Source organism: Acinetobacter sp. ANC_7655 (assembly GCF_056784015.1).
On record NZ_JBWYJB010000001.1, the window covers coordinates 445,513 to 470,162 of the forward strand.

The 24,650-nt window shown below is 38.3% G+C and carries 23 protein-coding genes; 16 read left to right on the plus strand and 7 right to left on the minus strand.

All coding sequences use genetic code 11. The annotated features are described in order from the left end of the window. Positions 1–29 precede the first annotated feature (29 nt). The 5 genes from rpsF to alr all read left to right on the plus strand — a co-directional run bounded on the left by rpsF (position 30) and on the right by alr (position 3,941). The gene (rpsF, locus tag AC1M9N_RS02270; protein ID WP_035267614.1) at positions 30–416 is read left to right on the plus strand and encodes a 30S ribosomal protein S6; all 387 of its coding nucleotides are present in this window, start codon (positions 30–32) and stop codon (positions 414–416) included. Between the two features lie 11 nt (positions 417–427). Then, complete coding sequence (gene rpsR, locus AC1M9N_RS02275) at positions 428–655, plus strand: 30S ribosomal protein S18 (protein WP_004719336.1); 228 nt, start codon at positions 428–430, stop codon at positions 653–655. 9 nt (positions 656–664) lie between these two features. Beyond that, complete coding sequence (gene rplI / locus AC1M9N_RS02280; protein ID WP_035267617.1) at positions 665–1,111, plus strand: 50S ribosomal protein L9; 447 nt, start codon at positions 665–667, stop codon at positions 1,109–1,111. 203 nt (positions 1,112–1,314) lie between these two features. Further along, positions 1,315–2,760: a replicative DNA helicase gene (gene dnaB / locus AC1M9N_RS02285; protein ID WP_035267619.1), complete on the plus strand. Its 1,446-nt coding sequence runs from the start codon at positions 1,315–1,317 to the stop codon at positions 2,758–2,760. A gap of 110 nt (positions 2,761–2,870) precedes the next feature. Further along, positions 2,871–3,941 (plus strand): alanine racemase, encoded by a 1,071-nt coding sequence (alr, locus tag AC1M9N_RS02290; RefSeq protein ID WP_481595478.1) that lies wholly within the window; start codon positions 2,871–2,873, stop codon positions 3,939–3,941. Between the two features lie 24 nt (positions 3,942–3,965). Here alr and AC1M9N_RS02295 read toward each other — a convergent pair whose 3' ends face one another. The 5 genes from AC1M9N_RS02295 to AC1M9N_RS02315 all read right to left on the minus strand — a co-directional run bounded on the left by AC1M9N_RS02295 (position 3,966) and on the right by AC1M9N_RS02315 (position 8,198). Then, the gene (locus tag AC1M9N_RS02295; RefSeq protein ID WP_179998266.1) at positions 3,966–4,409 is read right to left on the minus strand and encodes a BLUF domain-containing protein; all 444 of its coding nucleotides are present in this window, start codon (positions 4,407–4,409) and stop codon (positions 3,966–3,968) included. A gap of 78 nt (positions 4,410–4,487) precedes the next feature. Next, on the minus strand, positions 4,488–5,222 hold the full coding sequence (locus AC1M9N_RS02300; protein WP_035267625.1) for a proteasome-type protease: 735 nt from the start codon (positions 5,220–5,222) through the stop codon (positions 4,488–4,490). A 25-nt stretch (positions 5,223–5,247) separates the two neighbouring features. Next, a complete protein-coding gene (locus tag AC1M9N_RS02305; RefSeq protein ID WP_481611392.1) occupies positions 5,248–6,027 on the minus strand; it encodes a transglutaminase family protein in 780 nt (259 codons plus the stop codon). Next, complete coding sequence (locus tag AC1M9N_RS02310; RefSeq protein WP_481954199.1) at positions 6,024–6,626, minus strand: hypothetical protein; 603 nt, start codon at positions 6,624–6,626, stop codon at positions 6,024–6,026. Before AC1M9N_RS02310 ends, AC1M9N_RS02305 begins: the two co-directional genes overlap by 4 nt. 21 nt (positions 6,627–6,647) lie before the next feature. Next, a complete protein-coding gene (locus tag AC1M9N_RS02315) occupies positions 6,648–8,198 on the minus strand; it encodes a circularly permuted type 2 ATP-grasp protein (RefSeq protein WP_481954200.1) in 1,551 nt (516 codons plus the stop codon). 226 nt (positions 8,199–8,424) lie between these two features. On the opposite strand from AC1M9N_RS02315, the gene AC1M9N_RS02320 reads away from it, so the two are divergent. Beyond that, positions 8,425–9,423: a helix-turn-helix transcriptional regulator gene (locus AC1M9N_RS02320; protein WP_179998271.1), complete on the plus strand. Its 999-nt coding sequence runs from the start codon at positions 8,425–8,427 to the stop codon at positions 9,421–9,423. A gap of 391 nt (positions 9,424–9,814) precedes the next feature. Here the strand turns inward: AC1M9N_RS02320 and mnmG are convergent, their stop codons facing one another. Continuing rightward, positions 9,815–11,695 carry a tRNA uridine-5-carboxymethylaminomethyl(34) synthesis enzyme MnmG gene (mnmG, locus tag AC1M9N_RS02325; protein WP_481954201.1) on the minus strand — a complete coding sequence of 627 codons (1,881 nt, stop codon included), beginning with the start codon at positions 11,693–11,695 and terminating at the stop codon, positions 9,815–9,817. Between the two features lie 258 nt (positions 11,696–11,953). Here mnmG and AC1M9N_RS02330 point away from each other — a divergent pair, with 258 nt between their 5' ends. The 8 genes from AC1M9N_RS02330 (at position 11,954) to AC1M9N_RS02365 (ending at position 20,402) form a co-directional block, all read left to right on the plus strand. Then, positions 11,954–12,310, plus strand: coding sequence for a hypothetical protein (locus AC1M9N_RS02330; protein WP_035267631.1), 357 nt, complete (start codon positions 11,954–11,956; stop codon positions 12,308–12,310). Between the two features lie 134 nt (positions 12,311–12,444). Beyond that, a complete protein-coding gene (locus AC1M9N_RS02335; RefSeq protein WP_481951686.1) occupies positions 12,445–13,344 on the plus strand; it encodes a bile acid:sodium symporter family protein in 900 nt (299 codons plus the stop codon). A 135-nt stretch (positions 13,345–13,479) separates the two neighbouring features. Continuing rightward, positions 13,480–14,379 carry a 50S ribosomal protein L11 methyltransferase gene (gene prmA / locus AC1M9N_RS02340; protein WP_035267660.1) on the plus strand — a complete coding sequence of 300 codons (900 nt, stop codon included), beginning with the start codon at positions 13,480–13,482 and terminating at the stop codon, positions 14,377–14,379. A gap of 19 nt (positions 14,380–14,398) precedes the next feature. Beyond that, positions 14,399–15,253, plus strand: coding sequence for a DUF3426 domain-containing protein (locus AC1M9N_RS02345; protein ID WP_481608381.1), 855 nt, complete (start codon positions 14,399–14,401; stop codon positions 15,251–15,253). A 375-nt stretch (positions 15,254–15,628) separates the two neighbouring features. Beyond that, positions 15,629–15,898, plus strand: coding sequence for a DNA-binding transcriptional regulator Fis (gene fis, locus AC1M9N_RS02350; protein ID WP_001086304.1), 270 nt, complete (start codon positions 15,629–15,631; stop codon positions 15,896–15,898). A gap of 88 nt (positions 15,899–15,986) precedes the next feature. After that, the gene (gene purH, locus AC1M9N_RS02355) at positions 15,987–17,561 is read left to right on the plus strand and encodes a bifunctional phosphoribosylaminoimidazolecarboxamide formyltransferase/IMP cyclohydrolase (protein WP_481954202.1); all 1,575 of its coding nucleotides are present in this window, start codon (positions 15,987–15,989) and stop codon (positions 17,559–17,561) included. A gap of 136 nt (positions 17,562–17,697) precedes the next feature. Continuing rightward, entirely contained in the window at positions 17,698–18,981 is a 1,284-nt protein-coding gene (gene purD, locus AC1M9N_RS02360; protein WP_481954203.1) for a phosphoribosylamine--glycine ligase, read from the plus strand. Positions 18,982–19,064: 83 nt separating this feature from the next. Then, entirely contained in the window at positions 19,065–20,402 is a 1,338-nt protein-coding gene (locus AC1M9N_RS02365) for an anti-phage deoxyguanosine triphosphatase (RefSeq protein ID WP_481954204.1), read from the plus strand. A gap of 258 nt (positions 20,403–20,660) precedes the next feature. Here the strand turns inward: AC1M9N_RS02365 and AC1M9N_RS02370 are convergent, their stop codons facing one another. Continuing rightward, positions 20,661–22,076 carry a cytochrome P450 gene (locus AC1M9N_RS02370; RefSeq protein WP_481954205.1) on the minus strand — a complete coding sequence of 472 codons (1,416 nt, stop codon included), beginning with the start codon at positions 22,074–22,076 and terminating at the stop codon, positions 20,661–20,663. Between the two features lie 219 nt (positions 22,077–22,295). Here AC1M9N_RS02370 and AC1M9N_RS02375 point away from each other — a divergent pair, with 219 nt between their 5' ends. After that, a complete protein-coding gene (locus tag AC1M9N_RS02375) occupies positions 22,296–23,378 on the plus strand; it encodes an AraC family transcriptional regulator (RefSeq protein WP_481954206.1) in 1,083 nt (360 codons plus the stop codon). 363 nt (positions 23,379–23,741) lie between these two features. After that, on the plus strand, positions 23,742–24,611 hold the full coding sequence (locus tag AC1M9N_RS02380; RefSeq protein ID WP_481954207.1) for a MetQ/NlpA family ABC transporter substrate-binding protein: 870 nt from the start codon (positions 23,742–23,744) through the stop codon (positions 24,609–24,611). The last annotated feature ends 39 nt before the right edge of the window (positions 24,612–24,650 follow it).

Consider the following 24,650-nt stretch of genomic DNA (forward strand, 5'->3'; position numbering starts at 1 on the left):
GGGCTGCATAAAACCGTAAGGAGCTGACAATGCGTCACTACGAAATCGTAATTCTGGTACATCCAGACCAAAGCGATCAAGTGGTAGGTATGGTAGAACGCTATATCTCTCACATTAAAGATGCTGAAGGTCAAATTCACCGTCTTGAAGATTGGGGCCGTCGCCAATTGGCTTACCCAATTAACAAAATTCACAAAGCGCACTACATTTTAATGAACGTTGAATGTAACCAAACTACGCTTAATGAATTGGAAGAATTATTCCGTTACAACGATGCTATTCTTCGTAACGTTATTATTCGTCGTGAAAACGCAATCACTGAAGAGTCTTTATTGGCTAAGAGTGCTGAAGAAAAACGTGCGCGTAAAGCTCAACGTGAAGAAGCACAACAAGCTCAAGACTCTGCTGAAGCATAAGGAGAACATCAATGGCACGTTTCTACCGTCGTCGTAAGTTCTGCCGCTTTACAGCTGAGAACGTTACATATATCGACTATAAAGATATCGATACTTTAAAACAGTACATCACTGAAAACGGCAAGATTGTTCCTAGCCGTATTACAGGTACTAAAGCTCGTTACCAACGTCAATTAGCTCTTGCTATCAAACAAGCTCGCTACTTAGCGTTGATTCCTTACACTGACAATCATAAGTGAGGTTGAGCTGTGGATATTATCTTATTACAACGCATTAAGAACCTTGGTAAATTAGGTGATAAAGTTTCAGTTAAAGCTGGTTACGGCCGCAACTACTTAATCCCTCAAGGTAAAGCAGTTGCTGCTACTGAAGCTAACACTGCTGCATTTGAAGCTCGTCGTGCTGAACTTGAGAAGCAAGAAGCTGAAGTATTAGCTGCTGCTCAAGCACGTGCTGACCAATTGAACGAAGTAAATATCGTAATCACTGCGAAAGCTGGTGACGAAGGTAAACTATTTGGTTCTATCGGTACTCGTGACATCGCTGACGCGTTGACAAATGCTGGTCTTGAAGTTGACCGTGCTGAAGTTCGTTTACCGAACGGTGCACTTCGTCACACTGGCGAATTCAACATCGCAATCCAATTGCACCATGATGTTGTTGCTGAAGTTCTCGTTACTATCGTATCTGAGTAATTTTATGCAAAGAAAAAGAGCATGCATCTGCATGCTCTTTTTTTATCCCTAAAAATTATAAAATTTGATTTAGCAAGCTGAAATTTGGACTTAGTTTTTCATTTGTTATCGATATTATTTGTTGCACTGTCTTGATTGTGCATTTTGCATTAAGATAAGTCTCCCCTATTCATTTTCGTAATTATTGTAAATCAAGGTTTTATATGTCTCAGGCGACTGCCAAAAAAAATACGAATAACACTGAGTTAGATTTGCTAAAGAGCGAATCTTCAGCACTCAAAGAGTTTCGTACGCCTCCGCACAATCTTGCTATTGAACAGGCTGTTCTTGCCGCACTCATGACAGTAGCTGAGTCATTCGAACAGGTCAGCGATATATTAACCGAGAATGATTTTTACGCGACTCGACATAAATATATTTTTAGAGCAATTGAAAAACTTTCTAAAGAAAGTTCACCTTATGATGCCGTATTGGTCAATGATTGGTTAATCAAACAGAACCTGCTTGATGCGATTGGCGGTGAAGAATATTTAATGCAATTGATGGCGGATTCTCCATCAAGCTTTTATAACCTTGAAACTTATGCCAATAAAATACGTGAATTTGCAACTTTGAGAAATATGATCAAAGTTGGTAATGAAATTCTACAAAATGCGTATGACACGAAAGGTCGAGAAGTCAGTGAAATTTTAGATTTAGCTGAGACCAGTATCTTTTCTTTGGCTGAACAACACAATAACAATGCTAAAGCTCAAGGACCAAAAGCAATTAATACCGTTGTCGCAGATGTATTCGATAAACTCAACGAATTATCACAACTTGATGGGAATATTACTGGTCTGACCACAGGATTTGTGGAGCTTGATAATAAAACATCAGGTATGCAAGCTGGAGATATGATCGTCGTTGCTGCCCGTCCATCAATGGGTAAAACAACTTTCGCAATGAATTTAGTCGAAAGTGTGCTATTCAATTGCAACCTTCCTGCTCTTGTATTCTCCATGGAGATGCCTGCTGACTCTATTGCCATGCGTTTAATTTCCTCGTTTGGTAAAGTGCATCAAGGACATTTACGATCTGGCAAATTAGATGGCGAAGAATGGAACAAGGTCACAGGAACGATTCTTCAACTGCAAGAGAAGCATCTCTATATTGATGATTCTTCTGCCCTTCCACCGACTGAAATGCGCGCACGTGCAAGACGTATAGCCAAACAACACGGTGGTAAACTCGGTTGCATCATGGTCGATTACCTGCAGTTAATGAAAGTACCAGGTATGGGTGATAACCGTGTGGGTGAAATTGGTGAAATTTCTCGAAGCTTGAAAGCATTGGCGAAAGAGATGCATTGCCCTGTGATTGCACTTTCGCAGCTTAACCGCTCACTCGAAAACCGTCCAAATAAACGTCCTGTGATGTCAGACTTACGTGAATCTGGAGCAATTGAGCAGGATGCCGATTTGATCATGTTCATTTACCGTGATGAGGTATATAACAAAGAATCTAAAGAAGCAGGAACTGCTGAAATCATTATCGGTAAACAACGTAATGGTCCAATTGGTACCGTTCGACTCGCTTTTGAAGGTCAATATACGCGTTTTAGTAACTTGTCACCTGAATATTACGCGCAGAACCAAGAAGAAGAGTAATTTTGCTTTGATCAATTCTTAGTTAAGAACGCACGAATTGATCGACCACAATTATCTTTTTTCAGTTTAAAAGATTTAACCTTTCCACATGCCTCTAGGAGTAAATTAGAGTGCGCCAAGCAACGGTTTGTATTGACACACACGCATTGCAATACAATTTAAATCGCGTGAAACAACTTGCACCAAACTCTAAAGTTGTAAGTATGGTAAAGGCAAATGCTTATGGTCATGGAGTCTCAGACTGCTTAGCCGCATTGAGCCAGTCTGATGCTTTTGGCGTTGCATGTTTAGAAGAAGCACTTGAAATACGTGAATTAGGTTTTAAACAACCTATCACCTTAATTGAAGGTGTTTTTTCTGAAGATGAAATGCAAATTGCGATTGAGCAACATATTGAAGTAATCGTTCATCATCATCAACAACTGCAGTGGTTGTTGCAAGTTAAAGATGCTTATATCGCCCGAAATCTAAAAGTATGGGTTAAACTAAATAGCGGAATGAACCGCTTAGGCTTCAAAATTGATGTAATCAAATCGATTATTCATCAATTAAAAAATGAAGGTTTTACCTGTGTACTTGCAATGCATTTTGCTAATGCAGATGTTGATCACCCTTTAAATGAACAACAAATATCTCAATTTCTTGAAGTAAAACAAGATTGTGCACCAATTTTAGCTTCGTGTTGTAATTCAGCAGCAATTTATAAATACCCTGAATTACATTTTGACTATGTTCGTCCTGGTATTATGCTGTACGGCGCAACGCCATTTGCAGATCGTGACGTCCACGCTCTAGATTTAAAACCTGTCATGACATTTAGTGCTGAGATTATTGCACTTAACGCCATTCAATCAGGTGAAGCTGTAGGTTATGGCTCAACCTTTGTTGCACAGCGACCTATGCAATTAGCAATTGTCTCGATCGGATATGGTGATGGGTATCCAAGAGCTTTTATTCGTGAGAATTCAGTTTCATTTAAAGGTCAATTGACCCCAGTGATCGGTCGGGTTGCCATGGATATGATTGCCATAGATGTCACTGATCTCAACGCAAAAATTGGTGATCTAGTAGAATTATGGGGTAAACATCGTTTAGTGGATGATGTTGCTGAAGCGAATGGTACGATTGGTTATGAGTTGTTATGTCGATTAAGCCAACGTCCGAAGCGTCTCAAAATGTAATGAGCGAATTAAATCAACGTAATGCTAAACAGCATTACGTTGTAGTTCATTAAAATCCGTATCCTGAGCGCGTGTCAAAAATCGAATTAGATAATCAGCTTGATCTTGAGTAAACTGTGTTGGCGTAAATTGACTAAATCCCATATCTATTAAAGCCTGCTTCACTGGACTTTGTCGTCCTACAAACTTCATAGACCATTCTTGAAATTGTTTTTTTTCAATATTTTTTCGCTGAAATAGGCGAATTTGATGATGGCGTTTATCCTTGTGAAGCTTTTGCAACAATATATCTAGTGTGGCTTCATCACCCTCTAGACATTGAAAATAGTGCCCATCTGCATAATAAAGTGCTCCAGAAATTTGATGCTCAAAATTGAAATGACGGGCTTCAGTCAAGATTTCACGAACATCAATCAATAACCGACTTGCATCTGCAGTTGACACACTCGCATAACTGAACTGTTGCATTGCTTCCCCTAATTTTTATAGTAATGATTTAATATTCAATGCAACTCAATTTAATCTAAACTTAACCATAAAGCAAAATTATTGCCAATAGTCTTCTGTTGGACGTGGCAAACCGTTTAATCCTTGACGCAAAGTATCTGACCAAAGTTTACTAATAGATGAGAAATATGGATCATCATCATGAATACGTTTAGACAAAGGAATCGCAAAACTATCTTTTTTATAAATACATGCATCTAGTGGTAAGCCCACAGAGACATTAGATCTAAGGGTTGAATCAAATGAAATTAAACCGCATCTTAATGCTTCATCTAACTCAGTATTGTAATTTAATGCACGATCTAAAATTGGTTTACCGTATTTACTTTCCCCAATCTGAAAAAAGGGCGTATCTGACGTCGCATTGATAAAATTACCCTGAGGATAAATATTATATAACTGAATATCCTCCCCTTGAATTTGACCAGAAAGTAAAATCGTACAGTGATAATTACTTTGCTCTAGTTGATCAGTAGTCACATCCATAATGACACGCTTTAAAGTATGACCAACCAATTCAGCCATCTCGAACATGCTATTCACACTATACAAATTAGGTTCGTGTTTTAAATCTAGCTGATTCTGCAAATGTCCTATAACGGCTTGTGTCGTTGCCAAATTACCCGCAGTTTGTATACTGATAAAACGCTCACCCTCAACACCGAAAAGATAGAGTTTACGAAATACAGAGATATGATCTACACCTGCATTTGTTCGCGTGTCACTGATACAAATTAAGCCATCACGTAAACGCATAGCACAACAATAGGTCATTGAAATCTCTCTTCTTAATTTTGTTCTAACACGGTAATACCTGAACGATGGTCGTCATACTCTCCACGCCACCAGCTTCTCGCACGCCTCTGATAGGTGCAACATCCCAATAATCACGCCCTAATGCAATATAAATGTGTGAACTTGGCGTATAGAGCTGATTGCTAACATCAAATGTATACCAAACTCCATCTATATAAGCTTCAGCCCAAGCATGGCTCGCCAAATGACTCATTTCTGGAACGTAAAGATATCCAGAAACATAACGCGCAGGAATATTTAACTCTCTACACATACCTACAAATACATGAGTATGATCCTGACATACCCCTTGTTGATGATGGAATGCATCTATTGCCGTAGTATTCACTTGAGTAGAATCTGAAATATATGGCATATGCTCAAGCAATGCAGAACTTAAATGTTTTAATTCATCACGAGTCTTTTTACTCACATGCTGAGCTGCAAAAGCTTTCATTTCAACATCACATTGAGTCGCTGGGGTAATTTGTAGAAAAATACCGACTGGCACTTCTGACTCAATAGCTTGTTCTGAAACTGTATCGATTTCAATAATGCCCTGCGCCATAATACTTAAATTTTGATATGCATAGCGTTGAGTCGAAGTGATCCAAATATTATTAAAGGCATCTATTGCTTCGACCTTATGACCAGGAATGCTCACTGACCAAGCATCTACTTTTTGGTGAGCATTACTTTGAGGACACATTCGTATATATTGGATACTATTTTTTGCTGTTTCCGTATATTGATAATGAGTTTGATGATTAATCATCAATTTCATGCATCCACCTCAAATAAACATTGCACCTGATCATTCAATTGGTAAAAGCTATTAGCATTTGGATGCGCTAAAAGATGTTGCCAAGCCTCATCTAAACTGTCCCATCCTTTAGATTTCAACAGTTCAATCACAACACTTAAAGAATTGATTGTAGAATTAACATCCTGATTCAATCTTATTTCACGATCAAGATTTTCGAAATATTGTCCTAGACTAAAAAACAGAAAAATGTCTTCATTTTCAGCTTCTAGAATATCGCTACACTCATCAACAACAGTACAAATTAATCCTGCATTTTGTGTCGCTGTATCCACCATCTGTTGTAATTCTGAATAAGCCTGAACTGACAATACACCACGTAAATCTTGAATATTATTTTTCACACATTCAAATTGTTGAAAAAAAGAAGCAGGCTGATCATTACTCAGAATCAGCTCATTGAGCGAACACGCATTAAAAGCAGGTAAGCAAAAAGCATGGGCATACTGCAATGCTTGAACATCATCTTGAAATGGAAACTGACCACATAAATGTTGAATACGAGATAAATAACGGCCAACCCAGTAAATATTTTGCGCATTGCTGTTTAATATAATCATGACAAGCTCCCGGTTGTATATTTATGAATGTAGCGGATCTATAACCCACGTATCTTTAATGCCACCACCCTGTGATGAATTTACAACTAATGACCCTTCTTGCATCGCAACTCGGGTTAAACCTCCCGGCACGATTTCTGTACGATACGGTGAACTTAAAATAAACGGTCTTAAATCAATATGGCGTTCAGCGATGCCGAATTCAGTTAAAGTGGGAGCGACTGAAAGCGCTAAAGTTGGTTGTGCAATGTAAGCATGCGGCTGTGCAATTAACTTTAATCTAAATTGTTCAATTTCTTGTTCGGTCGCTTTAGGACCAATTAACATGCCATAACCGCCTGAACCTTGCGCCTCTTTAACCACTAACTTTTCTAAATTACAAAGTACATAATCGAGTTCTTCACGTTCACGACATTGGTAAGTCGGTACGTTATTTAAAATTGGCTTCTGGTTTAGATAGTAATCAATCATTTTATCGACATAAGGATAGATTGATTTGTCATCTGCTACCCCCGTGCCAGGCGCATTTGCAATCACGACATTGTGTTGTAAGTATGCAGACATTAGGCCAGGTACACCTAATGTACTGTCTGGCATAAAACACAATGGATCAAGAAATCCATCATCTAGGCGTCGGTAAATTACATCGACTTGTTTTTTACCCCAAATGGTTTTGGCATAGACCTTAGCATTTTCAACAAATAAATCCTGACCTGTAACTAGAGAAACATCCATCTCACGTGCGAGGAAGCAATGCTCATAATATGCACTGTTATATCGACCCGGTGTAAGCACCACGATAAATGGATTATCTACTTCAGCATTTTCCTCGAGTATTTGTCTTAAAAGTTGTGGGTATTGCTCTACACCTTGTAAATTTGATGACTTACAAAGTTCGGGCATCATTTTTTCACTAATTTTTCGACTTTCCAACATATAAGACACGCCTGATGGTGTTCTTAAATTGTCTTCTAATACAAAGAAGTCACCTTGCTGATCACGAATAATATCGATTCCGCTAATTTGACTATAAACTTTACCTTTCAATGAATGTTTATACATCAATGGTTGGTATGCCTCATGAGTGAGCACTTGCAGCTCAGGCACTAAACCATCTTTTAAAATCGCCTGATTATGGTAAATATCATCTAAAAAAAAGTTCAATGCTTGCACTCTTTGTGCACAGCCTTGCTCTATTTTGTGCCATTGTTGTTTGGCAATTACACGTGGAATTAAGTCATAAGGAATAATACGATCTGTACCCTCAGCATCACCATAGACTGTAAATGTAATGCCCTGATAGAGGAAATGTTCCTTCGCTTGATGATTTAAAGATTTCAGCTCATCCAAGCTTCTTTCACATAACCAATTTTCGATTTTGCTAGATGCCTCTAAGCCAATCGTTTTATCATCTAAAAGTTCATTATAAAATTCAGATTTAAGTTGATCGAACAAGTACGCAGTGCTGTTTTGTTTAACTTCGATCTGCTTAGATTTTTCAAAAGCTTCGACGGTATGATCAGCCTTAAAATTTGCGAGAATTGAAGTGGTATCTTTTTCCTCTTTTAGCATACATACCTCTTAATTGTTATCAATTGTAAACAAAATTAAGCAATTTCAATGCCAAAAATTTACCTATTCATCTATTAATGCCCCATTTTTGAAGCATTCACAACGAAAAATGGCCTAAAGATGTATCGAAATATACTCAACAGCTTCACTTTCCATGCTTGCTTATCTCTTAAAGATTTTTTATTGTGTGTTTGAAAAATATTTTCTCTTTATTCATTAGTTGATTATGTCCTCTCAAGAAAAAGAAACATCGAATAGCTTATATCGACAGTGGCAAATTCTTTCACGTTTAACCACTGGCAAATGGATGGGTACACGAGAGTTGCAAGAGACCCTGCAAAGAGAAGGTATTGAAATCAGTTTAAGAACCATTCAACGTGATTTAAATCAAATTTCTCAAAGATTTCCTATTGAGAGTAATAAAACTGTACCACAAGGTTGGCGTTGGCGATCAGATGCCCCAATTCAAAGCTTGCCGCATATGACCAGCTCACAAGCCGTCACCTTCATGATGGTTGAAGAGCATTTGAAGCATTTGCTTCCTCCAAGCTTAATTGAGGAAATGAACCCTTGGTTCGAGCTTGCAAAACGCAGCTTATCTACACAAAACAATGTACGTCAGTGGATTAACCGAGTTCGTATTGTCCCAGCAAGCCAGCCCTTGATCCCTCCTGTTGTAGAGAAACATGCGCAGCAAGCTATTTACGAAGGTCTATTACAAGATAAACAGATTGAATGTATATATCGTGCGCGTGGACCTGAAAGTGAAGAACGTGGTTATACCTTAAACCCGCTTGCACTGGTTCAAAAGGGCTCGATCATTTATTTGATTTGTACTCGACATGACAAATCAGAAGTTCAAACTTTTGCTTTACATCGTTTTAAATCTGCAAAAGTTCTAGAACAACGCGCCTTACACCCTGTTGACTTTGATATTGATGCTTACATTGAATCTGGTGCGCTTGGCTTCAGAGTTGATTTCAATAAACCCACTGAGCTCGTTCAACTCGAACTCTTTATGAATAAAGCTGATGCACTTTACTTTTCCGAAAGCCAACTCAGTAAAGATCAATCCATCACACAAGTATCCGATGATCTCTTTAAAGTGGTGGCTAATGTGCCCTTTACTTCACAATTGGTTTGGTGGCTCAGAAGCTTCGGCAAAAAAATCATTCGTATTGAACCGCTCGATGTATTTAACGCCGTTCATGAAATTGAAAATTAAAAAAGAGCCAAATTGGCTCTGAAGATTTTTTATTATCATATTTTCAGTATTGCGCTGGTTTCTTATTGTGTTGAGTTTAAATACGTGAACTAAACTCCCCTTTAGCTCACGTACACTTTTCAATGTCGTTGGATTATGATTTACATCGTGCAGCATGCAATTTCATAACCATTATAACGAATACGCTTCATCGTCATGGCCTTTCCTCTTTGTTGTGAACGTAGAATCAATATAACGACATCAACTTGGATTGAGAAATAACCATAATTTCTTTATTAATCTCTATTCTTGTTAAACGTAAATAATAAATTATTTATCTTATTTATGAATAAATCGTTATATGAGGATCAAAAAAACCCGCATCAAGCGGGTTTTTTGGACTGCAACAGGCTTAAGCAGATTTTTTAGTTTGTGCATTCTTACGAATCGTAATCATCACCAATTGAACAGCAGCAGGTGTGACGCCCGGAATACGACTTGCTTGAGCGAGAGTTTCAGGGCGAACTTCTTTGAGTTTCAAAGTAATTTCACGAGATAAACCAGATACCACGTCATAATTAAAATCAGCTGGAATCTTAGTCTCTTCTAAGCGCTTCATTTGCGCTACATCCTGATGCTGACGGTTAATATAACCCTCATATTTAACTGCAATCTCAATTTGGTCACCCACTTGAGCAGAAACATCAGAACCAGTGAGTTCCGCAATTTGAGCAAAAGTAATGTTCGGACGTTTCAACAAATCAATCGCAGAACATTCTTTAGAAAGATCCGCACCTGTCATTTCAACGAATTTTTTACCCATTGGATTGTTAGGTGCAGCCCAAATGTGTTGTAAACGACCTGTTTCACGCTCAACCGCTTCCATTTTTTCGCAGTACGCTGCCCAACGCTCGTCATCCACAAGACCCATTTCACGCCCGATTGGTGTCAAACGTTGGTCTGCGTTATCTTCACGAAGCATCAAACGGTATTCCGCACGTGAGGTAAACATACGGTAAGGTTCTTTCGTACCTAAAGTGATTAAGTCATCGACCAATACACCCATGTACGCTTCATCACGCTTCGGTGTCCATTGTTCTTGATCCCACGCACGGCGTGCAGCATTCAAACCTGCAAGTAAACCCTGTGCACCGGCTTCTTCATAACCTGTCGTACCGTTAATTTGACCCGCAAAGTACAAGTTATTAATCGCTTTAGTCTCTAAAGTGAATTTCAAAGCTTGTGGGTTGAAATAATCATACTCAATGGCATAACCCGGGCGCAGGATATGCGCATTTTCCATACCACGGATTGAGCGTACTAATTCAAACTGGACATCAAATGGAAGCGATGTAGAGATACCATTTGGATAAAGTTCATGTGTATCTAGGCCTTCAGGCTCTAAGAATACTTGGTGAGAATCTTTATCGGCAAATTTATGAATTTTATCTTCGATTGACGGACAGTAACGTGGTCCTACACCTTCAATCACACCAGTATACATCGGTGAACGGTCTAGGCCGCCACGAATAATATCATGAGTTTTTTCATTGGTATGCGTGATGTAGCAGTTGACTTGCTCTGGGTGCATAGATGCATCACCCATAAATGACATCGTTGGTGATGGGAAATCACCCGGCTGTGGTGTCATGACAGAGAAATCTACAGAACGTGCATCAATACGTGGTGGCGTACCTGTTTTTAAACGACCTACTGGCAATTGAAGCTCACGTAAACGGTGCGCTAAAGAAATTGAAGGTGGATCACCTGCACGACCGCCGCTTGATTTCTCAAGACCAACATGAATCACGCCACCCAAGAATGTACCAGCGGTTAACACGACTGTTTTCGCATCAAAGCGAATCCCCATTTGTGTTACCACACCTTTAACGGTATCGCCATCAACAATGAGATCATCTGCTGCTTGTTGGAAAATATCAAGATTGGCTTGATTTTCTAATGTTTCGCGAATAGCCGCTTTATAACGTATACGGTCAGCCTGCGCACGCGTTGCACGAACTGCAGCACCTTTACGTGAGTTCAGAATACGGAACTGAATACCACCCTTGTCTGCAGCGAGTGCCATCGCACCACCTAAGGCATCAATTTCGCGAACAAGGTGTGATTTACCAATACCACCAATCGCTGGGTTACAGCTCATCTGCCCTAAAGTCTCAATATTATGAGTTAAGAGTAAAGTCTGTCGACCCATACGTGCCGCAGCAAGCGCTGCTTCTGTACCAGCGTGTCCGCCACCGATAACAATGACATCGTAAACTTTAGGATAATGCATAGTGGTATATGAGGAGATAAAAATAATGACAGAAAATTATAGCAAATTTTGTTTGCCTTGAGACAATCGAGAACAATTTAATTCTAATTTTTTTGAAGTCCAATAATATAAACCATATTGATATAAAAATTTATAAATTTTGCAGATTTAAGTGATTTTTTAACAATTTAGAAAATTTATTTACAGCATTGCCCTTCCATTGATTTGACTATTTTTTCAACATATTCATGTCATATTTTTTAACAAGAGTATACGAACATGAAAGTCCAGTTATTTACGATGTCAATGTTATGTTGTTTGGGTCTAAGCGTAAGTAGTATGAGTATTGCGAATGACAAAGTTGATAATGCCTATAATGCCAAACAATTCCAAAGCGTATGTAAGGGTAAAAGCGAAGGTGATGCTGTCAGTTTCCCATATAAAGGAATCATTTGGAATGGTACTTGCCAAACTCAATTTTTCCCAACCCAAAGTAAAGATTTGAAAGGAAATGAAGAGCAGCTTAATTCAGCTTGTAAGTCTGATGCAGCGAGTGTTTCAGTAAATATCGAAGGTCAAGAATATAAAGGCAAATGTGCACTCGGATATGCGCCACCGATGCCAAAAGCGTCTTAACCCAATTTTTTTTAAGTTCGACCATTTATGCAACCAATTGAAAAATTGGTTGCTTTTATTTATTGATAACGATAAAACCAAATTAAAAATAATGATCTATTTACAAATAACACAACAAAATTCAGGATGAATTTATGGACACAGGGATCCTTACGATTTTTTTACCTTTAGCACTTGCAATTGTGATGGCGGGTTTAGGACTTGAACTCACTGTTCAAGATTTTCTACGCGTTCGTAAACACCCTAAAGCAGTGCTCATCGCATTATTTTCCCAACTCATCATTTTGGTTGGCGTTGCATTTATTATATGTAAAATACTCAATCTTTCTCCTTACTTGGCTGTCGGCTTAGTGTTGCTTGCTGCCTCACCAGGGGGTGCGACAGCCAATCTGTTTAGCTATTTATACAAAGGTGATGTTGCGCTCAACATCACCTTGACTGCGATTAATGCCATTATTGCTGCAGTGACCTTGCCACTTATCGTGAATTTTGCAATCACACATTTCATTCAGGATTCAACTCAAATTGGTCTACAATTTAGTAAAATTTTACAAGTGTTCGCCATTATTCTTATTCCAGTTGCCCTCGGTATGTTTGTGCGCTACAAATTTCCAAATGTTGCAACTAAACTAGAAAAACCAGTGCGTATTTTTGCCGTTGTATTCTTAGTGTTAATTATTGTCGGTGCAGTACTTTCTGAACGTGCAAACATTATGAATTATCTTGCTCAAATTGGTTTGGCAACAGCGTTATTTTGTATCGCAAGTCTTAGCGTTGGTTATTTTCTACCACGCTTCTTTGGTGTACCGAGTTTTCAAGCAAGAGCGTGTGCTTTTGAAATTGGTATCCATAACAGTACTTTGGCCATGGCGATTGCAATCACGATAATGAATAGCAGCGAAATTGCGATGCCAGCAGCTGTTTATTCAATCTTTATGTATATCTTCGCTGCTATTTTCGGCATGTTGCTGAATCGTTTTGCACCATTAGACCATCCGGCTGAGTTAACTCGAAACCACTCACAAATTAACTGATATTAATTGAGTTAACCAACTCATCTTAAAGGCACTGTAATCGTGCCTTTATTTATGCTTCAGGTTTTATCTGCATTCTTAAAGCGAATACAGTACAATGCTAACTCTCGTATTGCATATTTAGGTTTTTTTACTGTGAAGTGGTTACAAATCCATATTACTGTCGATCAAGCACAAGTTGATTTTACTGAAACATTATTATTATCTCTTGGTGCAGTCAGTGTGACGCTAGATGATGCAGAAGATCAAGCGTTATTAGAACCACTTCCAGGTGAGACTCCGCTTTGGAACAAAGTCATCGTAACGGGTATTTACGCTCAAGAAGATGATGAAGAAATCGATGTCGTCGCACTAGAAACTTTCATTAAAGACCAGATGCCTGAAGCGCCTTTACGTTATGAGTTTATCGAAGATCAAGAGTGGGAACGCACTTGGATGGATGCATATGAGCCAATTCAAATTGGTGAAAAATATTGGATCGTGCCTGAGTGGATGGAAGCACCTGAAGCGGATGCGGTCAATATTAAATTAGATCCAGGCCTAGCTTTTGGTACAGGTAATCATGCTTCAACATTCCTCTGCCTACAATGGTTAGGTAAAACCGATGTAAAAGACAAAATCGTCATCGATTACGGCTGCGGTTCTGGCATTCTAGGTGTTGCTGCCCTATTGCTGGGTGCAAAAAAAGTATATGCAACAGATATTGATCCTCAAGCTGTACTCGCTACACAACAAAATGCTGAATTAAATGGCGTTCTCGAAAATTTATATGTCGGCTTACCTGAAGAATTTAATCAAGCACTCGGTGAGCAAAAGGCAGATGTATTTGTCGCAAATATTCTTGCTGGCCCACTGATGGCACTTGCTGAGGAGTTTTCAACACTCATTCAACCTGAGGGTGAATTCGCACTAGCTGGTATTATTGAAGAGCAAGTTGATGATGTTTCTCGTGTTTATGCTGAATTTTTTGATATATTAGACAAAGAAAAGCGTGATGAAAATTGGTACCGTCTTTCTGGGAAACGCCATAAATAAGTAGAGCTTAATTTAAGATATGAGTGATAAACAAACCCGCTGCCCAAATTGCTCCACAATTTACAAGGTATCAGTCACCCAGTTAACTGTTGCCGAGGGTATGGTTTGTTGTCCTAAATGTTCTGCTGAGTTTAATGCGCTTCTACATCTATTCAATCCTCAACCGAAAGTGGTTGAGCCTTTAATCAAAGAAGTCCAAGACAGTACAGCACCATCTGAAGATGTGATCGAACCCAAACAAGAACAACACCTATTGGATATTTTCGATCGTAAAGTTGCACATTCAAATATTACCTTGCGTACGTATTTAAATAACTTAAATACGTTCAATCATGATCCGATTACCAACTACCCTTCTTTAAATCTTTCATCATCAATCCATGCCAATAGCCAATCGAAACCAAGAACTAGGATTTATATTGCGATATGGGCGATCGTAAATACAATTTTAGCGTTATTACTGGTTTTTCAATTTTTATGGTTTAACCCAAATGTACTGCAACGCTCACCTGCGCTAAATCAGGCATTTATATCAGCATGTAATTTATTTAATTGTGACACGCTCGATAAACGCTATACCCATATAAAAGTACAAGACCTCAATATTGAGTCAACATCAGCGATATCTACTGTTTTTTCAGGTCACTTGGTGAACCAATATAGCAAAGGTTTAAAACTGCCTCTGTTGAAAATAAGCATTTATCAACAAGGGAAGCTGATTTCATCTTCTATTAAAGCACCCAATGAATATTTAGTAGAAAGTTTGCATGGAATTACACGAATTCCTCAAGACAGTCCATTTGGTTTCAAATTTAGTATAAATTTTTCTCAATCTGAGTTTGACAATTATAAATTGGAAGTTATACGACCATAAGATCAAAAAAAACGATAAAAAAATTAAAAAAAATGTAGTTTTCTTGCTCACTTTTTCATAGACAATGGTATGATACGCGCCACGAAAGCTTTGTACCGCAAACTCCTCGCAATTTCTCAAAATAAATACAGTTCTGTTCATGTGCTTAATTTTTTTATTCAGCGCATCAGGGATGTTTTTTGTTTTATGTGGAACCGTAACAAATATTAAACTATTGTTACGCTTATTTTTCACTCAATTGCTCTAGTTGTGGCAAGCTAATTGTTCTTGTTTTAGAGTCGACCGTTTTAGGACCTAAAACGGAGCTCGTTTTTTTTATTTTGACCACAAAATCACTTTTACCCTAAGTGATTATTGATTCTCGGATTAACTCGCATGAATAGCAAATCTCCTATTTTTACTGCACAATCTGATGTCGCTCTTCGTATTCACGTAGATCGCGCAGTTCGCCATTATTTTGCACAATTGCAAGGCGAGCAACCATCTCAAGTTTATGACATGGTTTTAGCAGAAATGGAGAAACCTCTTTTATCTGTAGTGTTAGAATATACACGTGGCAACCAGACTCGCGCTGCTGAGATTCTAGGCCTTAACCGTGGTACTTTACGTAAAAAGTTGAAAGCTCACGGTTTAATGAGTGAATAAATGATAAAATGCTTGCGGCTTCCGCGGGCATTTTTTTTACCTGCTATTTAGCTTTTTTGTTTTAATTCTTGATAACTGTGACTAAATCATGACTATTAAACGCGCATTAATCTCTGTTTCTGATAAAACAGGCATTGTTGAATTTGCCCAAGACCTTGTTGCTCTAGGGGTAGAAATTTTATCTACTGGCGGTACTTATAAGTTGTTACGTGACAACAATATTGCTGTAGTCGAAGTTTCAGAGCACACTGGTTTCCCAGAGATGATGGACGGACGTGTAAAAACACTTCATCCGAAAATCCACGGTGGTATCTTGGCTCGTCGTGGTCTAGATGAAGCTGTGATGGCTGAACACAACATCGATGCGATCGATTTAGTTGTGGTAAACCTTTATCCATTTGCTGCAACTGTTGCAAAACCTAACTGCTCACTTGCTGATGCGATTGAAAATATCGACATCGGTGGTCCAACGATGGTTCGTGCTGCTGCGAAAAACCATGCGTCTGTAGGTATCGTTGTAAATGCATCTGACTATGCGACTGTAGTTGCTGAGCTTAAAGCTGAAGGCTCACTTTCTTATGCAACTCGTTTTGACTTAGCAGTTAAAGCATTTGAACATACTGCTCAGTACGACGGTATGATCGCATCTTACTTAGGCGCTCGCGTTGGTAAAGAAGAAGGTCAAGCTGATCAATTTGCACGTACATTCAATACGCAATTAAATAAAGCTCAAGATTTACGTTACGGTGAAAACCCACATCAATCTGCTGCATTCTATGTTGACCCTGCTGCAACTGAAGCTTCTGTTTCTACTGCTAAACAGTTGCAAGGTAAAGAATTATCTTATAACAACATTGCCGATACTGATGCAGCACTTGAATGTGTTAAATCATTTGCAAAACCTGCATGTGTAATCGTAAAACACGCAAACCCATGTGGCGTTGCAGTCTCTTTAGACGGCATTAAAGCTGCATATGATTTAGCTTATGCAACTGACCCAGAATCTGCATTCGGTGGCATCATTGCATTCAACCGTGAATTAGACGTTGCAACTGCACAAGCTATTGTTGATCGTCAATTTGTTGAAGTGATCATTGCACCAAGCGTTGCTGAAGGCGTATTAGAAGTGACTGGTGCGAAGAAAAACGTACGTGTACTTGTATGTGGCGAATTACCAGCAATTGACGAACGTGCTCCACAAATGGACTACAAACGTGTAAACGGTGGTTTACTTGTTCAAGATCAAGACTTAGGTATGATTACTAAAGATGATCTTAAAGTTGTGACGAAACGTGCCCCAACTGAACAAGAAATTGATGACATGATCTTTGCTTGGAAAGTTGCGAAATACGTTAAATCAAACGCGATTGTGTATGCTAAAAACCGTCAAACGATTGGTGTGGGTGCAGGTCAAATGAGCCGCGTAAACTCTGCTCGTATTGCTGCGATCAAAGCTGAACATGCAGGCTTAGTCGTTGAAGGTGCAGTAATGGCATCTGACGCATTCTTCCCATTCCGTGATGGTATTGATAACGCCGCTAAAGCAGGTATCAAATGTATCATCCAACCGGGTGGTTCAATGCGTGATGAAGAAACGATTGCTGCTGCTGACGAAGTAGGTATTGCAATGGTGTTCACTGGCATGCGTCATTTCCGTCATTAATTAATGGTTCGTGTCATGATGACTTCTCATAAGTCACCTATAACACTGATAAGAGATTTTTAATCTTGCCTAAAGTCCTCTTCTATTCATTTAGTTGAGGACTTTATGTCATTTTCGATTCATGGAGTATGAACCGATGAATATTTTAGTTTTGGGTAATGGCGGTCGTGAACATGCGTTAGCATGGAAAATCGCTCAAGATGAAAAAGTAGCTAAAGTTTTTGTTGCACCGGGTAATGCGGGCACAGCAACTGAACCAAAATGTGAAAATGTAGCACTTAACATTTTAGATAACCCTGCCATTATCGACTTTGCAAAAAATAATGCCGTGGACCTGATTGTTGTCGGTCCTGAAGCACCGCTTGTAAATGGTGTAGTCGATGCTTGTCGCGCTGCAGGTGTGAAAATTTGGGGTCCTACCCAATTTGCAGCGCAATTAGAAGGCTCTAAAGCATTTGCGAAGCACTTCCTGAAACGTCACAACATCCCAACGGCTTTCTATGACGTGTTCACAGAAGTCGGTGCTGCTAAGGCATTTGTTGAGAAAAATGGTGCGCCGATCGTAATCAAGGCTGATGGTCTTGCTGCTGGTAAAGGCGTGATCGTTGCGATGACCAATCAAGAAGCATTCGATGCAATTGATGACATGCTTGCAGGCAACAAATTTGGTGATGCAGGTTCACGCGTTGTCATCGAAGAGTTCTTGGCAGGTGAAGAAGCATCTTTCATTTGTATGATTGATGGCGACAACATTTTACCTATGGCTACGTCACAAGATCATAAACGTATCTTTGAAGGTGACCAAGGTCCTAACACGGGCGGTATGGGTGCTTACTCTCCTGCTCCTGTGGTAACGGCTGAAGTTTTTGAAAAAACCATGAATGAAGTGATGCGTCCTACCGTTGAAGGTATGAAAAAAGACGGGCACGTTTATACAGGTTTCTTATACGCAGGTTTGATGATTGATGAACAAGGTCAGCCTAAAGTAATCGAGTTCAACTGTCGTTTTGGTGACCCTGAAACTCAACCGATCATGATGCGTTTAAAATCATCTTTAGTTGATTTAGTTGAAGCAGGTATTGAAGGTAAACTTCCTGCAGAAGCTGAATGGGATGAGCGTAAAACGGTTGGTATCGTACTTGCGTCACGTGGATACCCTGAAACGTCTAGCAATGGCGACGTGATTTCTGGTTTAGATACTGAAATGGCAGATGCGAAAGTGTTCCATGCAGGTACGAAAGCCAATGAGAATGGTGACATCGTAACTGCTGGTGGTCGTGTACTTTGCGTGACTGCGCTTGGTAATACGATTGGTGAAGCACAAGCAAAAGCGTTAGAGCTTTGCCAAAAAGTAACTTTTGATGGCGTGCAGTATCGTAAAGATATTGGTTACCGCGCGATTGCCCGTGAAAATGCTTAATATTAATTTAGATTAATAAAAACCCCGCTAAGTGCGGGGTTTTTTGTGTAAAATAAAAACATAAAAATTAAAAGGTTATAGATATGGAACAAAAACATTGGGAAGAAAGAATTCTTAAACAGGATAGTAAATCAAATGATTCACGTTATGAATATGAGCGTGATTTTTCACGTTTAATTCATTCATCAGCTTTTCGTAGACTTCAGGCTAAAACACAAGTTTTGGGTCTTGGAGAGAGTGATTTTTACCGCACACGTTTAACGCATTCAATGGAAGTTGCACAAATAGGTGTAGGCATTAAACGTCATTTGAAAAAAGGAGAGTATGCTGAAAAACCTAATCCAGAAACTTTGGAAAAAATACTTCCAAGTTCTGCATTAATGAATGCAATATGCTTAGCACATGATTTAGGTCATCCCCCTTTTGGTCATGGGGGTGAAGTTGCTTTAAATATATGTATGCGCGAATCTGGTGGTTTTGAAGGGAATGGTCAAACACTCAGAATTCTTACTAAATTAGAAAAATATACTGAACAAAATGGAATGAACCCTACTCGCAGATTACTGTTAGGGGTCTTAAAATATCCAATTTCCTATAGTGCAGCATGCAATAGCGACTTCTACGGAACGCTGCCAGAAAAAATTTGGTTGGCAAAAGCAGATGATCAAAAACCACCTAAATGCTATTTAGATTCTGAAAAAGATATAGTTGAAAAATTTATTTTAGATAAATTAAGTAAAAAAGATAAAGACCATTTTGTTGAACTCGAATTCAATAATAAAAAACATCATAAACCTAAGTTTCACAGTTTAGATGCAAGTATTATGGAACTCGCTGACGATATTTCATATAGTTTGCATGATTTTGAAGATGCATTATCACTTAAATTAATTACATTTGATGATTGGGAAGAACATAATAAGAAGAAAGAATATCTCTTTGCAAATTGCGAGCTTAGTTCAGATAATGTCGGTAAACAGCTTTTTTCAAAAGACAGCTACCAACGAAAACAACAAATTGGCAATTTAGTGCATAAATTCATTACTAATATTTATCTTCAAGAAAATGAAATATTTGAAGAACCATTATTGCGTTGGAATGCACACATGGCTCAACCTTGGGATGAACTCAAAGATCATATTTTTGATTTAGTTAAATCAAAAGTGATCAAAAGTACAAATGTTCAGCTATTGGAATTCAAAGGACAGAAGATTGTTATAGAACTGTTTGAGGCATTAAGTTCTGATCCAAAAAGATTACTTCCAAAATCCACATATGATAAATATGCTCAAGGAAAAGATAACAATGAAAAAATGCGTGTAATTTGTGATTACGTATCAGGAATGACAGATGAATACGCAACACGACTATATGAAAAAATTTATGCTCCACATAAAGGATCTATATTCGATCATCTATAATTCACTTTAACAAGTTAGAACTTTAAAAAAACTCTGAGTAATCGAATAAGATATTTATACTATTCGATTACTCCCCTCTTAAATCTAACAATGTTATCTATAGTCATTCCTCGCCTCATCCTCTGCCAATAGCAAGATTACGACATTTCCCCATTTACCCAAATGTGTGTAGATGCTTGAGTTATAATTTATGATCAAATCCAACCTCTTTTTCACGATACATAAAAACATCCCTCATCTAGTATGAGGGATTTTGGACTATTTAGATTCTGACTTTGGATGCAGTCTCACCATCATCTTAGAATATCCACGAACAAAATTAGACTGAACAATCTCAGGTTCTTCCAAGACTTCAATTCTGTTATAACGTTTGAGAATCTCCTCCCAAAGAATAGTCAATTGCATCTCAGCCAAACGACTCCCCATACAACGATGAATTCCATAACCAAATGATAGATGTTTTTTCACATTTTCACGATCAATACGAAATTCATCCGCATTTTCAAACACAGTTTCATCACGGTTAGCAGACGCATACCACATAACAACTTTGTCACCTTTACGGATATACTGACCTTTATAAATTAGATCTTGAGTCGCTACACGGCGCATATACGCCAATGGTGTCTGCCAACGAATAATCTCACTAACCATATTAGGCAACAGATCAGGATTATTCTTCAGCTTGTCTAATTCCTGAGGGAACAAATGCATTGCATAAACCCCGCCCGACATCGAGTTACGAGTCGTATCATTCCCGCCTACGATTAGTAATGCCAAATTCCCCAGAAACTCTAATGGTCGCTGAATCAGATCCTTTGTCTCATCACTCCGAATAAGCATACTCATCAAGTCAAAGCTTGAAGCCTCACCTGCTTCTATACGTGCAGCCTTATCATGCCAAAGTTGTGACAAATCTCTCACCATCTCTTTTAGACCATCAAAAGTATTTTCAATGGTCATCGTACCGCCTGTGGTACCTGGCGATGAGGATGCAATTTCAGACCAATAGACCAATTTACGTCGTTCTTCGTAAGGAAAATCTAACAATGTCGCCAACATTCTTGAAGTCAATTCAATTGATACTCGATCTACAAAGTCGAAAGCTTCATTTAAAGGCAAGTGATCAAGTACGTCTTGGGTCCGTGTCCGAATCAAACTTTCCATGTCTTTCAAGTTTTTTGGTACGAAAACCCCCTGCACAGCTTTACGCTGAATATCATGTTTCGGTGGATCCATCGCAATAAACATTTCAAGCTCTAAACCTTGCGGTTGCTCACCCAACATAATGATCGGTTCTGAAGAGAAGAGCTGATGATTTTTATCAACGTACATGACATCTTCGTACTGTGTCATCGACCAAAAAGGACCAAATAAACTGTTTGATTGATAATGTATCGGCGCATCTTTCCGTAATCGCTTAAAAGTATCCTTCCATACACCTTGCTTGTATAAAAAAGGGCTACTGACATCAAGCTCTTGTAAGGGGCAAACATTTGGATCTGGAAGTTGAATTTCTTCAATTTGATCAAAATCAGGATTCTTAAATAGGCTACTTTTTAATTTATGGTATACATGGGCAGCTTTGATGTGATTTTCTAAGGGAATATAGCGAGCGCTAAAATTCACCAAATCTACTCGAACAGCATTCATTTTTTTGACTAAATTATTCATGACAATGTGTCCTATGTGATCTCATCTTTAAATTTATATTCAGCCTTTATTCCATTAAGCTGATGATCTGTGTTTGAGCATAGAATTTAAAAAATACAGAATCAGGTCATTTTTTGACATTAATAAGTCATTTTTTGACATTCTTTTAATTCAAATTAGCAGCTCTAATGAGGCTAGATTTAAGAAAGATCAATATCACGCTATCTGGACTTGAGTATGATGTCTAAAGGAATAGAACATAGCAATCAGGACAATAATGCAATTCGGGCATTGATTCCCTGCGCCTATGTCAGAATTATTGCGCAACAATTGGGAGGTAGGCTGCGTGTATTCCCAACTTTATTGAATGGCACATCACTGACTGCTGAATTTATTCAACAAGAAGATTCTCGGATTTCAGCATCTGATTTTATTCGTATATTTGAAAATGCATTGAACATGACAGATGTTCCCGATTTCGGTTTAGAACTTGGGCATCGCCTTAAACCCACGACTCATGGCGCAATGGGCTTTTTGATGCACAGTTGCCCGAACCTTTATGCTGCACTTGATGCGATTCAACATTATCTACCTACTCGAATAGGATTTGCAGAGGTCATTCTCGAAAAACGTGATCAGCAGATGAATTGTAAAATTCACTTTAATATCGATTGCTCCACCCTTGTATATCAAAGCATGATCGAGTCTTGCATGGTGGTATTTAAAGAGTGTGCTGAATTTATTTTAGGTAAGCCATTAACTGAGGCGAAGTTGCTTTTTAGCTATCCTAAACCTGCTTACCATGCTGCTTATACAGAAATTTTTCAATGTGATTTCGCATTTTCACAATCTTTTGATGGCATTCAGATACCTTTATCTGTGTGTAAAATCCCGAATGCTTCAGCAAGTCAGGAGAACTATCTGATTGCAAAAAAACAATGTGAAAATGTACTTAAGGATCTTCTTACACCCCAAAATACTTATCAATTTCGTGTCAAAAAAATACTGATTGAGCATTTATCAGATCCCAAAAATGAATCCGAGATTGCCGCTTCATTATTCATGAGCAAACGAACCTTAGCTCGTCATTTAGAAAAAGAAGGTTTAACCTTTAAAGAGGTCAAAGATCAGGTACTTGCACAACAAAGTGCTTATTTTCTTGAGCATACGCAACTCACGATTGAAACAATTGGTATGCTTCTTAATTATCACGATGCCTCAAATTTCAGACGAGCATTCAAGCGTTGGTTTGGTATGACCCCTAGCCAATATCGGCAGAAATACAATAATGATCTTACCAAGCAAATTTCTAAATTAAATTAAATCCATATTTTTCATATTGATATATTAAATCATTATAAGGTGTTCGACTGGTAACAGATCTTGCTAATTTTAAACACTCAAATTATAAGTATGATATTTAAAGTTTATTTATACATTCTCATAAATTGTATATGACGCTTTATGCTAAGCTAGTTCATTAACATCACTATATTGAATAAAAAAAAATTGTTATCATCAACCAACTTTTTTGTTATCAATGCTTAAATAATTGATAGCTAAATACCGAATTATCTCTAACAGATGAATAGGTTGAAATGCTCTTTAAACAAGGACAGTTCATTTCACTATTCACCTCACTGCATATGTAAGTTGAAGATTGTTTCAACATACTCAGGAAATATCATGAAGAAAACTCTTGGTTTAGTTTTGGGCCTATCAGTGGGTATCGCTGGATGCTCAAAACAAGATGCTCCAGAAACCGCTGCAAACAACACGAATAAAGATTCAGTTCAAACCATTACAATCGCTTCTACAGGTTCAGATGCAGATATCTGGAAGTTCATTGCAAAATTGCCAGAAACTGAAGCTGCAGGTTTAAAGTTAGATGTTAAAAACTTTACTGATTATGTTTCAATGAACACTGCGGTAGCCAATAAAGAGATTGATATCAATGCCTTCCAATCATATGCATATATGGTTGCATACAATGATGCTAATACTCAAAAAATTGCGCCATTATCTACGACTTATCTTGAGCCAATGGGGATTTACTCAAGCAAAGTTAAAAATCTAAATGATTTCAAAACAGGTTCGACCATTGCAATTCCAAACGATGGTGCTAATGAATCACGTGCCCTTTTATTATTGCAATCTGCTGGTTTAGTAAAGTTAAAACCTCAATTTGACAATGTCAAAGGCACAACTTCTGATGTAACTGAGAATCCTAAACAGATCACCATCAAACCGATTCAAATGGCAACTGCGGTACGTGTGAAAGATGAAGTGGATGCCATTGTATTAGGCAACACCTTAGCAATGGAAGGTGGTTTGAACGTATTAAAAGATGCGATCTACTACGAGCCAATCGATCAAAGTACAAAAATGAATGTGAATGTACTGGCTGTAGCTGAAGGCCGTCAGAATGATCCTGTATTGCAAAAGGTAGGTCAGCTATATCATACAGATGCGGTTAAGCAATATGTGAAAGAGAACTTTGGTGGCACTAAAGTTAATGTTGATAAACCAACGACATATCTCACAGAAGCTCAATAATTCTAGACTTCTGTATTTTTAACAGGCAAATTTAATTTG

Bases quoted from the DNA above. Each gene is read 5' to 3' on its own strand.
- dnaB (WP_035267619.1), top strand. From the start codon at position 1,315: ATGTCTCAGGCGACTGCCAAAAAAAATACGAATAACACTGAGTTAGAT.
- rpsF (WP_035267614.1), top strand. From the start codon at position 30: ATGCGTCACTACGAAATCGTAATTCTGGTACATCCAGACCAAAGCGAT.
- AC1M9N_RS02305 (WP_481611392.1), bottom strand. From the start codon at position 6,027: ATGAAATTGATGATTAATCATCAAACTCATTATCAATATACGGAAACA.
- fis (WP_001086304.1), top strand. From the start codon at position 15,629: ATGAATAGCAAATCTCCTATTTTTACTGCACAATCTGATGTCGCTCTT.
- AC1M9N_RS02375 (WP_481954206.1), top strand. From the start codon at position 22,296: ATGTCTAAAGGAATAGAACATAGCAATCAGGACAATAATGCAATTCGG.
- AC1M9N_RS02310 (WP_481954199.1), bottom strand. From the start codon at position 6,626: ATGATTATATTAAACAGCAATGCGCAAAATATTTACTGGGTTGGCCGT.
- purD (WP_481954203.1), top strand. From the start codon at position 17,698: ATGAATATTTTAGTTTTGGGTAATGGCGGTCGTGAACATGCGTTAGCA.
- AC1M9N_RS02335 (WP_481951686.1), top strand. From the start codon at position 12,445: ATGGACACAGGGATCCTTACGATTTTTTTACCTTTAGCACTTGCAATT.
- purH (WP_481954202.1), top strand. From the start codon at position 15,987: ATGACTATTAAACGCGCATTAATCTCTGTTTCTGATAAAACAGGCATT.
- AC1M9N_RS02330 (WP_035267631.1), top strand. From the start codon at position 11,954: ATGAAAGTCCAGTTATTTACGATGTCAATGTTATGTTGTTTGGGTCTA.
- AC1M9N_RS02380 (WP_481954207.1), top strand. From the start codon at position 23,742: ATGAAGAAAACTCTTGGTTTAGTTTTGGGCCTATCAGTGGGTATCGCT.
- mnmG (WP_481954201.1), bottom strand. From the start codon at position 11,695: ATGCATTATCCTAAAGTTTACGATGTCATTGTTATCGGTGGCGGACAC.
- AC1M9N_RS02295 (WP_179998266.1), bottom strand. From the start codon at position 4,409: ATGCAACAGTTCAGTTATGCGAGTGTGTCAACTGCAGATGCAAGTCGG.
- AC1M9N_RS02345 (WP_481608381.1), top strand. From the start codon at position 14,399: ATGAGTGATAAACAAACCCGCTGCCCAAATTGCTCCACAATTTACAAG.
- AC1M9N_RS02320 (WP_179998271.1), top strand. From the start codon at position 8,425: ATGTCCTCTCAAGAAAAAGAAACATCGAATAGCTTATATCGACAGTGG.
- AC1M9N_RS02300 (WP_035267625.1), bottom strand. From the start codon at position 5,222: ATGACCTATTGTTGTGCTATGCGTTTACGTGATGGCTTAATTTGTATC.
- rpsR (WP_004719336.1), top strand. From the start codon at position 428: ATGGCACGTTTCTACCGTCGTCGTAAGTTCTGCCGCTTTACAGCTGAG.
- AC1M9N_RS02315 (WP_481954200.1), bottom strand. From the start codon at position 8,198: ATGCTAAAAGAGGAAAAAGATACCACTTCAATTCTCGCAAATTTTAAG.
- AC1M9N_RS02370 (WP_481954205.1), bottom strand. From the start codon at position 22,076: ATGAATAATTTAGTCAAAAAAATGAATGCTGTTCGAGTAGATTTGGTG.
- AC1M9N_RS02365 (WP_481954204.1), top strand. From the start codon at position 19,065: ATGGAACAAAAACATTGGGAAGAAAGAATTCTTAAACAGGATAGTAAA.